The following is a 13,232-nucleotide window of genomic DNA, read 5'->3' as shown; positions in this document are numbered from 1 at the left end:
AAGTTTTTAATTTATAATTATAAGGCATGTCGAGTATATTAATTTTTATTAAAATACTATCTTGAACAGGAGTAGTATTTCTAATTATTCAAGCTTTACCACAAATTATTTCGCTGTTATTTACACTTTACAAAAAAGATACAAACACTAAATATCAAACAACAGAAAAAGAACATAAACCATATTATTTTTTTGTAGTAAGTGCTAGTTTGGGTTTACTTTATTCCATTTTATTAAAAAATAAAGTAGATTACATTGTGGTAGCTAACTTGATTAGTTTTACTTTAGCTGGTACAACTATTTTTCTTTACAAGATTTATCAAAAAAGAAATAAAAGAGAAATTCAATTATTTGGGGTTGGTATTTTAAGCTGATTATTTCTTTTGATTACTATAGCCATAACTTTTTGAATAAATGATATTTATTTTGAATCAGAAGGATCGATTTTTATTTTAGCTCCATCATTGCTACTATCTATTTTTCTAAATAATGTAGCATTTTTATTTCAAATTATTAGCGTAATTCGTTCTAAAAAGATGTATACAATTTCAGTTTATGTTTTAATAAACGGATTAATTTTTAACACAGCATGATTCTTTAATTTTGTCTTAGGAATTCACTATGATCCTATTATTATTGGATTACCAAAATATATAACTTGAATTATTATTGTAGCACAAGGAGCTGGTGCACTAATTCTTTTAACAGAAATTTCGATTTGATACTATCAAAACATCAAATACAATTTTAAAAAAAGTAAGGTAGCACAATAATTTTTTATGACTACTATATATATTGATATTGGAAATTCGTTTTTAAAAATTAAAAATAAAGATAAAAATATTTTTCTCAAAGAAAATAACTCGCTTTTTTTAGAACTAGATGAAAAACAAAAAGAACATTTTTTTGAAAATTTAAAAGTAGATGAAAAAGAATCTATAAAGGTTTTCGTTTCTTCTGTTAATGAAAAAATGAAAAATAGTGTTATAAATTTTTTAGAACAAAAATTTCAAGCTGAGATTTTTTATTTATCTTTTGAAAAACAAAATTTAATAAAAATTGAAAATTATCAAGCAGATTCAGAAAAAAAACATGAAATAGGGTCTGATATAATTGCAAATGCTATTGCGGCTAATAGTTTTTATCCTCAGAAAAAAACTTTAATAGTATCTTTGGGAACTGCCATTGTTTATTTTGTGTTATACAAACAAAAAATTGAAGGTGTTGCAATTGATGTAGGATTTAATAAATCAATTACCACTTTTTTTAACAGTCTTTGAAATGATGAAAAAATTAATGCCCTTTGATTAAATTATGAAGCAGATCTTTTAGGACTTGATACTAAAAATGCTATTAGTGCTGGAATTATTAATTCTAAAGTGATGGCTATTAAAGGTTATATAAAACTTTTAAAAGAACAATATCAAATAGAACAAGTAGTTTTTACTGGTGGAGATTTTTCTTTCTTGAGTAAAAAGATAACAGAAATGTTACATTATAGTTTTGATTTTGAACCAGAAATGGTAATTAGTGGCTTAGAAATTTGATCCAAAACTTTTAATTAAATAACAGTTTATTTTTTAGTTAATAAAAAATCACTAATCTTTATAGTATTAGTGATTTTTATTTTATTAGTAGTTATAAACTACTGAGAATTTTTTAATTGCAAAGTTTGATAAATCTTTTTGATTTTCAAAGTTGTAAGTTACAAATAATTTACGACTAAAAGCAATTTGATTGATTTCAATTTGATCTCTACTTGTAATTTTATAACCATTTAAAATAGGTATAAAAGTTTTTAAATTACTAAAAATGTAATCTGCTGTAATAGCACTACGATCAACAAAAGCTGGTAGCTGTTGATCACTCAATAATTGGATTTCTAAACCGTCTCGTTGGAAACTACCAAAATTTGTATAAGTTTTAATGTATGAATTTTGTAATCTTACTTCTGAAGGTCCTTTATTATTAAAATTTTCCTTATCCATACTTAGATCAACAACAATTGTTAATGATCTTGCTTTATTATTAGGAAAAAGAATAATATTTTTAGTAGTAATTTCACTAATATTTTCATTTGGTGTAAATTCAATTAAACTTAAGGCATCTTGTGCAGTAATTTGATAAGCTAATTTTGTTTGTAATTGGGCAACAGCTGGATCATTTTCATCTTTAAAGATCACTTGATTGCTAACAGATTGGATTTCATTAATTTTGTTAAATCCACCTATAAGAATTTTTAAATTATTAAAGGCTGCTTCAAATGGTGTATTTTTATTAAATCGTACATATTCAGGTTTTAGTTTAATTTCTAAAACTAAGTTTCCGGTAAAATCATCTGCACTAAATTTGATTTCAAACGCATCAAATTCAAAACCTTTTAATTCGAATAAATCATAAAAGATTTCTTGTCAATTTACTTCTGATGGTAAGAAATTTGTATATTTTGTTTTTAAATTTTCATCTTTTAAATCTTTTACATTTAAAATGCTGTTTACTAAGGTAGTTTCAACTTTTTCAAACTGATTAAAGTTGAAACTATATTCATTAGTTTTGCTAAATCCTGTATAAGTAGATTTAATTTTACTATCTGTAGTTCCCTGATTTAGCACTCTATTCATACTTGCTGGGATTGTAATTTCTACAGTCAAACTTCCGGTAGAATCATTAGGTTCCATTGAGAATTTTAAATCTGTTAGTTGGTAACCTAATAATTTATCCATATCTAAAAAGTTAGTTAAAAAACTAGATCCATTGTTTGCAATGTTTGAAGGTAATAGGCCATTGGTTTTAAATAATTGTAAATTACTATATTGATCAATGTTTATATTTCTAGTAATATCAACATGTTTATCTTTAATGATATTTGATCCACCTATTAAGTGGATTTCTGGTTTTAGGTCTTTTTTACCCATCATTTTGTAAGTTTTTTGGCCAGCATTAAAACTTTGTAATGGCCCTAAAATAGAAGTATTATTATGATATTGAATTGAATATTCTAATGTTACTTCACCAGTATCAATATTTTTATTAATAATTTTGTATTTATTAGGCGTTAGAATATTATTAAGTACAGCATTTAGTTTAAATAAATTAATTGCTTCTGCTTTAGCTTCATCAAAAAATTCAATATATAAATTAGTTAAGTTGTTGGATAACCTATCGGTCCATCCAGAAATATCTTGAATTTTTTTAAGGTTAGAAAATTTATTTTCTTCTTCTAAAAATTGATAATTTGAAGAAGTTCCATCTTCAAATCATGGTAAGTAAGAAATGCTAGCTTTTACTGTAATTGTTCCGCTTTTATCATCAATTTGAGTTACTTCAATTTTATTAATAATGTCATTTTGTCCATTTGGAAGAAAGTTAGAATTTGCTAATTCTGAAGGTAATAACAAGTTAGAACTATTAGAAATATGAAATCCAGGTCTTACTAAGAAATTACTTGATCCGTTTAATGTTCCTAGTAATTTTCCAACATTTGGATTATTAGGATCAGTAACAATAGCGGCAGCAATTCCGGTTTTGGTATTTTTAATCATAATTTTTCCTACTTGATTAGGTGTAGGGAAAATCTTGAAATGTTCAATTTCTTTATTAATATCATCAATTCCAGAATTACGTAAATCTAAAAATTCAATAATTGAAGGATTACCATCAGTACTTCTTAAACGATAAATTTTAGGTTGAACTATTCATTGATTATTTCTTCATGTTGCCATATTGAAATAGTAGTCACCTAAAAGATCAAAATATCCACTATATAAAATACCTTCATTTTGATATACCCGTAAATTATTGTTATTATCATTATTTACAACCGGTAAATCTACAGATGTATAAGTAAATCCACCATTACGTCCACCAGGATTTTCTTTAACAAAGAATATTTTGTTATAAATTGAAAATTGTAAAACACGGGTAATAGGGTTAACGAAGAATGAAGAATTATATCCATAATCTTGTCTATTGGCAACATTTCCTGTTTCAAAATTTTTATTTGGTGGAACTCAATATTTAATTAAAGCTTGTCTACTTGCATTTTTTTGAAATCTATCACGTGCTGCATTAATTACCTTTAAATTTTCATCGGCGGGCATAACAAAAATGGCCCCTAATCCAGAATTATCTCCATAATAGTTGTTGCCCGTTCCTCCACCACGTACTAGTAAAACAAAGTTAAGTGTTTTACTTACAGGAATAATATTTAAAATTCTTAACTCTCATCCGTGCAAGTCAGGAAAAGCTGCTGCTCCAGCTCTAACGTTGTTAACTAAAATGGAAACGTTTCTTAATTCATTAGTAAAAGGGTTAAAAATATAACCTGAAGTACCACCATTGGCAACCCCGGCTGATCTTGTATAAAAGATAACAATATTACCATTACCTAAAGTAGAAATTTGATAATATTGTCCTCCGGCATATGCTAATGAGTTAGAAAGAGAAAATGATCCATCTAATCTTTTAATTTGACTATCATCACCATCAGCTGGTAATTCTCCTGTTAAAGCATTAATAGGAAAAATGTATTGATAATTTCTTTTATTATTTTTATTTCTAGTATTCATATCACTAACAGTCGTTAAAATATAAATTCTTTTTGTAGGTTCATGATAAATTCAGTTATTTCATGCTTGATCTAAATTTAAATAAATTTGAACTCTAGAAGCATGTGCATTGGAATTTAAAATGGTATTGTTACCATTTCTTCTTAATCCTCGTTTAACTAAAAATTGATAAACATCAACTTCTCATTTTTTTTCACCAAATCAGTCAACAGCATAAATTTTATTTTTATCATACAAGATAGGTCCTGATTCTGTGATGATAGTATTAATATTTGGACTAGATTGAAATTGAGTTATTTCTTTTGCTGCTGCTGTATCATTTCGAATATTTGTAGCTTCTAAAAGATTTTTATTATCTACTTGAACTGTTTTTGCAGTAGTAAAATGACCATTAGTTGCTAAACCAACTAATGTAAAACTTGTTATTAGAGTAAATAATCCAAAAAATCAAAAACTAATTCTTTTTCAGAAATTCTTCATAAACTACTCCCGTTTTAGTTGTGACTGCTGTGATAAAAATCGATTAATAATAATTGACAAAAATTATACTTTATAATAATTTTTTTGAGTGCTTTTAATACTTAAAGAAACTGTTATTTTAAAAAATAACATGAATTAGTAATGGTAATTTTTATTTAAATTATAAATGTAAAATAAAAAAACACAACATTTAGCTGTGATTTTTTACCTATTTTAGCGATTTAAATTTAAAAATTAGTAAATTAAACTAATTCTAAAATAGCCATTTTACTATTGTCACCTTGACGTGGTGCTAGTTTAATAATTCTTGTGTATCCACCTTTGCGATCTTTATATTTAGGACCAATTGTTTCAAATAAATGTTTTAAAGCTGGAACACCTTCTTTTGTTGTTATCGGTCTTAAGAAAGCAACAGCTGCTCTTCTTGAAGCTAATGTATCTTTTTTTGCTTTTGTAATTAGTTTATCTACATGACGTCTAATTTCTTTAGCACGTACTTCAGTTGTAGTAATTCTGCCAAAAACAATAACATCAGTTGCTAGTGAACGGATTACATGCTTTTTTCAAGTAGTATTACGACGGAATAATTGCGTTGGATTTGCCATAAATTACTCATCTCCTTTATTTAATTTAATACCTTGTTCTTCTAATTTATCAACAATTTCTTGAACTGATTTTTTACCTAAGTTTTTAATATTTTCCAATTCTTCAATAGTTAATTGTTGTAAATCAGAAATTTTTCTATATTTAGCTCTTCTTAAAGCATTTAATGAACGAATTGATAAATCAAGTGTTGTAATATCAGCAGAATAAACTTTTGGAACACCTTCTTTTTGTTTTTCTTGCTCAAATACTTCATTTTCATCTAAGTTTTCAATATTGGCGATTTTTCCTAAATGTGCCATTAAAATTTTTGCAGCTTGTGCAAGTGCTTCCGGCGCTGTCATTGTACCGTCTGTTTCAATATTTAATTCTAATTTTTCTTGAACAATTGCCGCAGAAGAATTTAATTCTGAAGAACGATAATTTACATTTTTAATAGGTGAGAAATCAGAATCAACAGCAATAAATGCACCTTGTTTAATTTTAGAATCTAATTTTGTTTGAACTTCATTAATAAAAGATTTGTTGTCTTCAAAGTCAATATAACCTTTACCAGAAATTAAAAATACTTCAAATTCTAAAGCATTTTTAGCTTGCACTGTAGCAATTTCTTGATCTTGATTGATCATTTTAATTCCAGCATCACAAGTCATATCTCTAGCTGTAATTTGACCTGTTTCATTTGATTTAAATCAACATTTTAAAATTGCTTCATCTGGAAAAACATTTTCATCATATAGATATTTTACTTCTTTAATATTTGAAATTAAGGTAACTACATCCTCAACTACATTAGGAATAGTTGAAAATTCATGTTGTACATTACTGATTTTAACAGCAAATGGTGCAACAGAAGTTACTGAAGAAAGCAAGGTTCTTCTTAGCGCATTACCTAAAGTATTAGCAAAACCTTTTTCTAATGGTTGAACTTCTAAGGTTGTGCTAAATTCAGAATTTTTTTTCGCTTTATTTTCTTTATAAGTAATTCTTGCCATTTTTTTCATAGTTTACACCACTTTCATTTATCTTTTTGTCGCTCTTTTTAATACTTTCTTTGGTGGACGTGTTCCGTTATGGGGAATTGGAGTTACATCTTTTACTTCTTTAACAGTAATTCCGGAAACTTCAATTTGTTTTTTGGCAGCATCTTTACCAGGCCCTAAACCTTTTAATTCTACACGTACTTCTTTTAATCCGTGTTCTTTAGCTGCTTCTGAAGCTGCAGCAGCTGCTAAACCAGCTGCATAAGGTGTTTTTTTCTTTGTTCCTTTGTAACCAATTGCTCCTGCAGATGATCATGCAAAGACATTCCCTTGTTCATCTGCAAAAGAAATAATGGTGTTTTGATGAGTTGAATGAATGTGGGCAACACCGCTAGTAATATTTTTTCTTTTTGCTTTTCTAGCCATGATTATTTACCTTTCTTTCCAGCCACTGTTTTTCTTGGACCTTTTCTTGTACGGGCATTTTTCTGTGTTACTTGACCACGAACAGGTAATCCTTTTCTGTGTCTGATTCCACGATATGTCTTAATTTCCATTAAACGTTTAATATTTAGTGAAACTTCACGACGTAAATCACCTTCTGTTATGTAATTTTTAGCAATATCTCTAATCTTAGTTAATTGCTCTTCTGTTAAATCTTTTACACGAGTATTTTCATCAATATTTGCTTTTGCTAAGATTTCTTGTGATAGTGATCTACCAATTCCGTAGATATATGTTAAAGAAATAACAACACGTTTATTTGAAGGAACTTCAACGTTTAAAATTCTAGCCATTTATTTTTCTCCTAACCTTGTCTTTGTTTGTGCTTTGGTAAAACACAAATTACTCTAATAATGTCGTGACGTTTAATAATTTTGCAGTTTTTACACATTTTTTTAACTGATGCTCTAACTTTCATGTTACTCCTTATTTATTTCTATTTGTGTCGATAAACGATTCGACCTTTAGTTAAATCATAGGCTGACATTTCTAAGTCGACAGTGTCACCGGGAATAATTTTGATATGGTGCACTTTCATTTTTCCAGAAACATGAGCTAAGATTTTAATGCCATTTTCAAGCTCAACTTCATATTGATCGGCTGTATGAGCTTTGGTAACTTTGCCAACTGCTTTAATTGCATCTTTTGCCACTAATTAAATACCTCCTGTGAGTACAATTGGATACCCATCTTTGATTAAAATTGTATGTTCATAATGTGAAGCATTTTTACGAGATGAAGCCACAACAGTTCAACCGTCTTTTTTAATAAAAGTTTTACTACTATCTTGTAAAATCATGGGCTCGATACAAATTACCATCCCATCTCTTAAAAGTGCTCCTTTGCCTTTTATTCCATCATTGAAGATTGTTGGATCTTCATGTAATTTGCGACCAATACCGTGGCCAGCAAAATCGTAGGTAGTATATAGACCTTGATTTTTAATGTACTGCCCGATTGCATGCTCAATATCACCGATTCTAGCACCGGGCTTAATAGCATTTAATCCAGCATAAAAAGCATTTTTAGCTACATCAATTAATTTTTGATCTGTTTGTGAAATTTTACCTACACCTTTAGTAAAGGCAGAATCGGAGTAATAACCTTCATAAATCACACCCATATCAATAGATATAATATCACCTTCTTGTAAAGTGCGATTATCAGGTATTCCATGGATCAATTCTTCATTTAAAGAGGCACAAATTGTTGCCGGAAAACCGTAGTATCCTAAGAAAGCTGGTTCTCCGCCTCTTTTTTTTATTTCTTTAAAAGCGATTGTATCCAATTCTTTTAAAGAAATACCTGGTTTGATTAAATCATAAATCACTTCTTTTACTTGCGCCAGGATTTCGCATGATTTAGTGATTTTTGCAATTTCCATTGCATTTTTAATAGAAATCATTAATTTATTACCTCAGCAATAATTTGTGCTGCTGTTGCTTCAATTGTTTGATCACCATTAAATATTTTTAATTTACCTTGTGCTTGATAATAATCAATTAAAGGTTTTGTTTGTTTTTCATAAACTTCCAAACGTTGGATGATTGCTTCAGGCTGATCATCTTTTCGTTGAATTAGTTTTGTATCATCTAATTCACATAATTCATTCCTTTTAGAAGGTTTATAAACTAAATGATAAGTCGAATTACATGTGGGGCAGAAACGTCTTTGAGAAAGACGAGCTACAATTACATCTTGAGGTACATCAAGTAAAACCACAAATGGGATAGGTATTTTAGTTTCATCTAAAAATTGTGCTTGAGCAATCGTTCTTGGATATCCATCTAAAATAAAATTTTGTTGTTTTTTAGATAAATCATGTAATTTGTCAGCCACAATTTGATTGGTAATTGAATCTGGAACATATAGTCCTGATTCAACAATTTGTTGTAATTCTAAACCTAATGGTGTTTTATTTTTAATTTGCTCGCGAAAAATATCACCTGTTGAAATATGGCTGAAATCATAATTTGCAGCAATATAAGAAGCAACTGAACCTTTTCCAGCTCCTGGAGCTCCTAAAAAAATTATATTTTTTATTATCATAAAATATCACCATCATGTTGCTTGCGATTTAAAGTATTTTTCAAAATTGCTCTTGAAGTACGATTTTTTTTCAATGCTAATTCATTTGATTTTCTTCTAGCATTTATTTGTCCTAATGTTTCTAATGCAGTAGATACTAAAATAATGATAGAAGTTCCACCGAATGTGATTGCTCGTGGCATTCCCAACATTTGTTGAACATGTTCCGAAGCACCAATTAATGTTAAATAAATAGCAGAGAAAAAAGATAAACGTAAGACTACTGAAATTAAATAATCTTCAGTTTGTTCACCAGGACGAATACCAGGAATAAATGTCGAACTTTTACCAAAATCTTCACTAATTTTATCTACTCGCGATTGTTGTAGTCCCATAATAATTGAAAAAAGGAAATTAATAACAATAAAAATTCCTAAGCCAATTGGTTGAGATGGTAAAAGATTGTTTTCAATTCAAAATCTTGTTGTTGATGTATATACATCAAATAGCGAAGCAATCATTACTGGTGTGGAAACAACAATTAATGAAAAAATCAACGGCATTACTCCGGCTGGATTAATTTTGATTGGTAAATATGAAATATCTTTTTCATTTTTAGCAAGTCCAGCTCCAGTTTGTTGGATGGGAATGTGCCGTTCTGCTAGATAGATGTAAGCTACAACAAATAATAAAGCTAAAAAAATTAATAAGTAAGTTGCAAAATAGATTACTCCTGAAACAATTGAAGCATCAATGGAACTTCCTACTAAAAATTCATATGCAGCTCTAAAACGAGCAGGTAATTGTGTTACTATTCCTGTAAAAATAATTAATGATGTCCCATTTCCGACTCCATTATTGGTAATCTGTTCCCCTAAAAACATTGAAAACAGTGAACCAGAAATTAGTAAGATAGGGATAATAAATCAACGATGCACTAAAGAATTATCGACCATTGTAACAAAAGCATATTCATCACCGACCAATGTTCTTACAAGCACAATTGCTTGTACTGTAGAAATAATTACCGTTAAAATTCGGGTAATTATATTAATTTTTCTTCTTCCTAAAGGACCTGATTGACTCAAGCGATGAATTGGGGGAAAAATTTTAGTTTGTGCAATCATCATGATTAATGATGCTGTAATGAACGGCGAGATACCTAAGGCAACAATTGAAAAGTTAACAATTCCTCCACCACCAACAATGTTTAAAATTTCAAAAAAAGTTGAACTAGATGCTGATGATGTTGCATTAATTTTTATGTTGGGAATAGTTATTGTAGTTGCAACTACAAAAACACTTAGTAACAATAAAGTATAAATAACTTTTTTAGTTAATACTTTTTCTCTGAAAAATCTTTCAATTTTGTTATGAAAAAAGAAAAAAACTTTTGAAAAAGAAAATACAATGTTAATTAATATTTTTTTCAAGAGTTTTAACATTTTATAGAACCTCTACTTTTCCTCCGGCAGCTTCAACAGCAGAAGTTGCAGTTGTAGAAGCAGCATTAACTTTGACAGTTAATTTTTTAGTTAATTTACCATTAGCTAAAAGCTTTACCGGTAAATTTTTATTACGAGCAATTTTTTTAGCTCATAATGATTCCAGTGTAACTTCATCACCATCATTATAACCATTTTCTAAACTGGTTAATGAAATAACTTGGTATTGAACTGTATTGATGTTATTAAAACCTCTTTTTGGTAGACGTCTGAATCAGGGGTTTTGTCCACCCTCAAATCCTAATCTAACTTCACCACGTTTTTTTTGTCCTGATTGCCCTTTACCAGCTTGTTTACCTTTACCAGCAGCGTGACCACGACCTTTACGGTGTTTTTCCTTTTTTGAACCTAAGGTAGGTTTTAAATTATGTAATTCCATATTTAATCTCCCTTATTCTAATCCACAAGTTTACTTAGTTCAATATCTCTAAGTTTTGCGATTTCTTCTGCAGTTCTTAATTTTTTTAGAGCATTAATTGTTGCATAAACAATGTTAGCTTTTGTTCTTGAACCGTAAGTTTTTGTATAAATATCAGTGTATCCTGCTAATTCGACAACAGCACGAACTGTTCCAGAAGCAATAATTCCTTTTCCTTTAGGAGCTGGTTTTAATAACACTTTTGATGCTAAAAATTTTTCTGTAATTTCATGAGGTACAGTTGATTTTTTAATAATTGGCACAGTAATAACTTTGTTTTGTGCATCTTTTATAGCTTTTTTAATGGCATCTTGCACTTCGTTTGCTTTCCCGTGTCCAAATCCAACTTTACCTTTTTTATTACCTACCACTACAAAAGCAGAAAAACTAAATCTTCTTCCACCTTTGACAACTGTAGTAACTCTAGCAATATCAATAACTTTTTCTTGATATTCACTTTGTTGTTGATTACGGTTGAATTGTCTTCTTGGACCATTGCTATTAGGTCTTTTATTTACTCAAGGTTTACGTTCAGCATTAGCAGCTGGTGCTTTAGCTTCTGTATTAGGTTTAGGGCTAACTACTGTTGTGGTTGATTGTTTAATTTGATTTTGTGAATCTTTTTCCATTAGAATTTAACCCCTTCTTTTCTTACAGCTTCTGCAAAAGCTTTCACTCTGCCATGATAAATGTAACCTGAACGGTCAAAAATAATTTCTGAAATATTAAGTGATTTAATTTTTTGACCCATTTCCGTACCTAGTTTTTCACTTGCTGCAACATTTCCACCAAATTCTTCTTTTGGTAATGTTGATACCGATGCTAAAGTTCTACCTGTAGTATCATCGATTAATTGTGCATAAAAATTTGAAAGTGATTTATAAACTGAAAGTCGAGGTCTTTGTGCGGTACCTTTTCCAAGTTTAGCTTTAATCCGATTATGTTTTTTAATTCTTGCTTGGTTTCTTGATAATTTAGCCATTTACTTAACCACTAACTACTTAGAAGCAGTTTTCCCTTCTTTTAATCTTATCACTTCATTTTTATACATAATTCCTTTTCCTGAGTAAGGGTTTGGTTTTCTTACTTCACGGATGATAGCTGCAAATTGACCAACAACTTGTTTATCAATTCCCTTTACAATAATTTGTGTAGGTTTTGGAACTTCCACTTGAATTCCAGCAGGAATTACTAAGTAATGTGGATGTGAATATCCAGCTAGGATTTCAATTTTATCACCCATTAGTGTTGCTTTATAACCAACACCTTTTACTTCCATTTCTTGAACAAATCCTTCTGAAACACCTTTAATCATTCCTGAAAGTAATGAATTAGTTGTTCCATGTAATTGTTTTGTATGTTTTTCTTCATTTGCTCTAAAAGTAGATAATTTTCCATCTTCTACTTTAATTGCAATTAATGGGGAAAATTCTCTTGAAAGAGAACCTAATTTACCTTTAACTTCTACTAATGTACCGTTAATTAAAACTTCGGTTCCAGCAGGAATTGATAGGACTCTATTTCCGACTCTAGACATAGTTTCCTCCTATCAAACGTAAGCGATTACTTCACCGCCTAGTTTTTCCTTTCTAGCTTGTTTATCTGTTAAAAAACCTTTTGATGTTGAAACAATGGCAGTTCCAAAACCTGAAAGTACAACCGGTAAATCTTTAGCTGATGAATAAACTTTTAATCCTGGTTTAGAAATTTTTTTCATTCCAGTAATAGCACTTACTGTACCTTTGTATTTTAAGTTAACAATAATACTTTTTTTAGTTCCTTCACCTTGAACTTCGTAACCGAAAATGTATCCTTCTTCTTTAATGATATCTAGAATTTTTACTTTTTTACCTGAGTAAGGGATTGAAACTGTTTTATGCTTTCTAGATGAAGCATTTTTCAGTCTTACAATCATGTCAGCGATTGGGTCTGTAATCATTGCCATATATTATCAACTCGCTTTCTTAATTCCTGGAATTTGTCCTTTGTGCGCTAAATTTCTGAAGCAAATACGACAAACTTCGAATTTACGCATAACAGCATGTGGACGACCACAAATTTGACATCTTGTATATGCACGTACTGCAAATTTTGGATGTTTTGCTGCTTTTACTTTAAGTGATTTTTTTGCCATATATTATCC

Annotated in this window: 18 protein-coding genes; 2 read left to right on the top strand and 16 right to left on the bottom strand. The window is 29.2% G+C overall.

Annotated features, from left to right (window positions below):
- Positions 1 to 26: 26 nt before the first annotated feature.
- On the top strand, positions 27 to 773 hold the full coding sequence (locus tag NV226_RS00610) for a hypothetical protein (protein ID WP_258210980.1): 747 nt from the start codon (positions 27 to 29) through the stop codon (positions 771 to 773).
- Positions 774 to 779: 6 nt separating this feature from the next.
- A complete protein-coding gene (locus tag NV226_RS00605; RefSeq protein WP_258210979.1) occupies positions 780 to 1,565 on the top strand; it encodes a type III pantothenate kinase in 786 nt (261 codons plus the stop codon).
- A 66-nt stretch (positions 1,566 to 1,631) separates the two neighbouring features.
- Here NV226_RS00605 and NV226_RS00600 read toward each other — a convergent pair whose 3' ends face one another.
- From NV226_RS00600 to NV226_RS00525, 16 genes are all read right to left on the bottom strand, one after another.
- Positions 1,632 to 5,048 carry a lipoprotein 17-related variable surface protein gene (locus NV226_RS00600; RefSeq protein ID WP_258210978.1) on the bottom strand — a complete coding sequence of 1,139 codons (3,417 nt, stop codon included), beginning with the start codon at positions 5,046 to 5,048 and terminating at the stop codon, positions 1,632 to 1,634.
- Between the two features lie 242 nt (positions 5,049 to 5,290).
- Entirely contained in the window at positions 5,291 to 5,653 is a 363-nt protein-coding gene (gene rplQ, locus NV226_RS00595) for a 50S ribosomal protein L17 (protein ID WP_258210977.1), read from the bottom strand.
- 3 nt (positions 5,654 to 5,656) lie between these two features.
- Positions 5,657 to 6,655: a DNA-directed RNA polymerase subunit alpha gene (locus NV226_RS00590; protein WP_258210976.1), complete on the bottom strand. Its 999-nt coding sequence runs from the start codon at positions 6,653 to 6,655 to the stop codon at positions 5,657 to 5,659.
- 18 nt (positions 6,656 to 6,673) lie between these two features.
- Complete coding sequence (gene rpsK, locus NV226_RS00585; RefSeq protein WP_258210975.1) at positions 6,674 to 7,060, bottom strand: 30S ribosomal protein S11; 387 nt, start codon at positions 7,058 to 7,060, stop codon at positions 6,674 to 6,676.
- A 2-nt stretch (positions 7,061 to 7,062) separates the two neighbouring features.
- Positions 7,063 to 7,431, bottom strand: a complete 369-nt coding sequence (gene rpsM, locus NV226_RS00580) for a 30S ribosomal protein S13 (RefSeq protein ID WP_258210974.1) — start codon at positions 7,429 to 7,431, stop codon at positions 7,063 to 7,065.
- Positions 7,432 to 7,442: 11 nt separating this feature from the next.
- Positions 7,443 to 7,556 carry a 50S ribosomal protein L36 gene (gene rpmJ, locus NV226_RS00575; protein WP_258210973.1) on the bottom strand — a complete coding sequence of 38 codons (114 nt, stop codon included), beginning with the start codon at positions 7,554 to 7,556 and terminating at the stop codon, positions 7,443 to 7,445.
- Between the two features lie 18 nt (positions 7,557 to 7,574).
- Positions 7,575 to 7,790, bottom strand: coding sequence for a translation initiation factor IF-1 (gene infA, locus NV226_RS00570; protein WP_258210972.1), 216 nt, complete (start codon positions 7,788 to 7,790; stop codon positions 7,575 to 7,577).
- Positions 7,791 to 7,793: 3 nt separating this feature from the next.
- Positions 7,794 to 8,543 (bottom strand): type I methionyl aminopeptidase, encoded by a 750-nt coding sequence (gene map, locus NV226_RS00565; RefSeq protein WP_258210971.1) that lies wholly within the window; start codon positions 8,541 to 8,543, stop codon positions 7,794 to 7,796.
- The gene (locus NV226_RS00560) at positions 8,543 to 9,187 is read right to left on the bottom strand and encodes an adenylate kinase family protein (RefSeq protein WP_258210970.1); all 645 of its coding nucleotides are present in this window, start codon (positions 9,185 to 9,187) and stop codon (positions 8,543 to 8,545) included. Before NV226_RS00560 ends, map begins: the two co-directional genes overlap by 1 nt.
- Entirely contained in the window at positions 9,181 to 10,599 is a 1,419-nt protein-coding gene (gene secY / locus NV226_RS00555; protein ID WP_258210969.1) for a preprotein translocase subunit SecY, read from the bottom strand. The genes NV226_RS00560 and secY overlap by 7 nt, the downstream gene beginning before the upstream one ends.
- A gap of 13 nt (positions 10,600 to 10,612) precedes the next feature.
- Complete coding sequence (gene rplO, locus NV226_RS00550) at positions 10,613 to 11,050, bottom strand: 50S ribosomal protein L15 (protein WP_373423273.1); 438 nt, start codon at positions 11,048 to 11,050, stop codon at positions 10,613 to 10,615.
- Positions 11,051 to 11,067: 17 nt separating this feature from the next.
- A complete protein-coding gene (rpsE, locus tag NV226_RS00545) occupies positions 11,068 to 11,718 on the bottom strand; it encodes a 30S ribosomal protein S5 (RefSeq protein WP_258210968.1) in 651 nt (216 codons plus the stop codon).
- Positions 11,718 to 12,071, bottom strand: a complete 354-nt coding sequence (rplR, locus tag NV226_RS00540; RefSeq protein ID WP_258210967.1) for a 50S ribosomal protein L18 — start codon at positions 12,069 to 12,071, stop codon at positions 11,718 to 11,720. Before rplR ends, rpsE begins: the two co-directional genes overlap by 1 nt.
- Positions 12,072 to 12,086: 15 nt before the next feature.
- Positions 12,087 to 12,626 (bottom strand): 50S ribosomal protein L6, encoded by a 540-nt coding sequence (gene rplF, locus NV226_RS00535; RefSeq protein WP_258210966.1) that lies wholly within the window; start codon positions 12,624 to 12,626, stop codon positions 12,087 to 12,089.
- 9 nt (positions 12,627 to 12,635) lie between these two features.
- Positions 12,636 to 13,028: a 30S ribosomal protein S8 gene (gene rpsH, locus NV226_RS00530; RefSeq protein ID WP_373423276.1), complete on the bottom strand. Its 393-nt coding sequence runs from the start codon at positions 13,026 to 13,028 to the stop codon at positions 12,636 to 12,638.
- Positions 13,029 to 13,037: 9 nt separating this feature from the next.
- A complete protein-coding gene (locus tag NV226_RS00525) occupies positions 13,038 to 13,223 on the bottom strand; it encodes a type Z 30S ribosomal protein S14 (protein ID WP_258210964.1) in 186 nt (61 codons plus the stop codon).
- Positions 13,224 to 13,232: the final 9 nt, after the last annotated feature.

Source organism: Mycoplasma iguanae (genome assembly GCF_024722375.1).
GTDB classification, from domain to species: Bacteria; Bacillota_I; Bacilli_A; order Mycoplasmatales; family Metamycoplasmataceae; genus Mycoplasma_M; species Mycoplasma_M iguanae.
The sequence above is the reverse complement of the archived record's forward strand: the minus strand, read 5'-3'. Positions and strand labels throughout refer to the sequence as shown.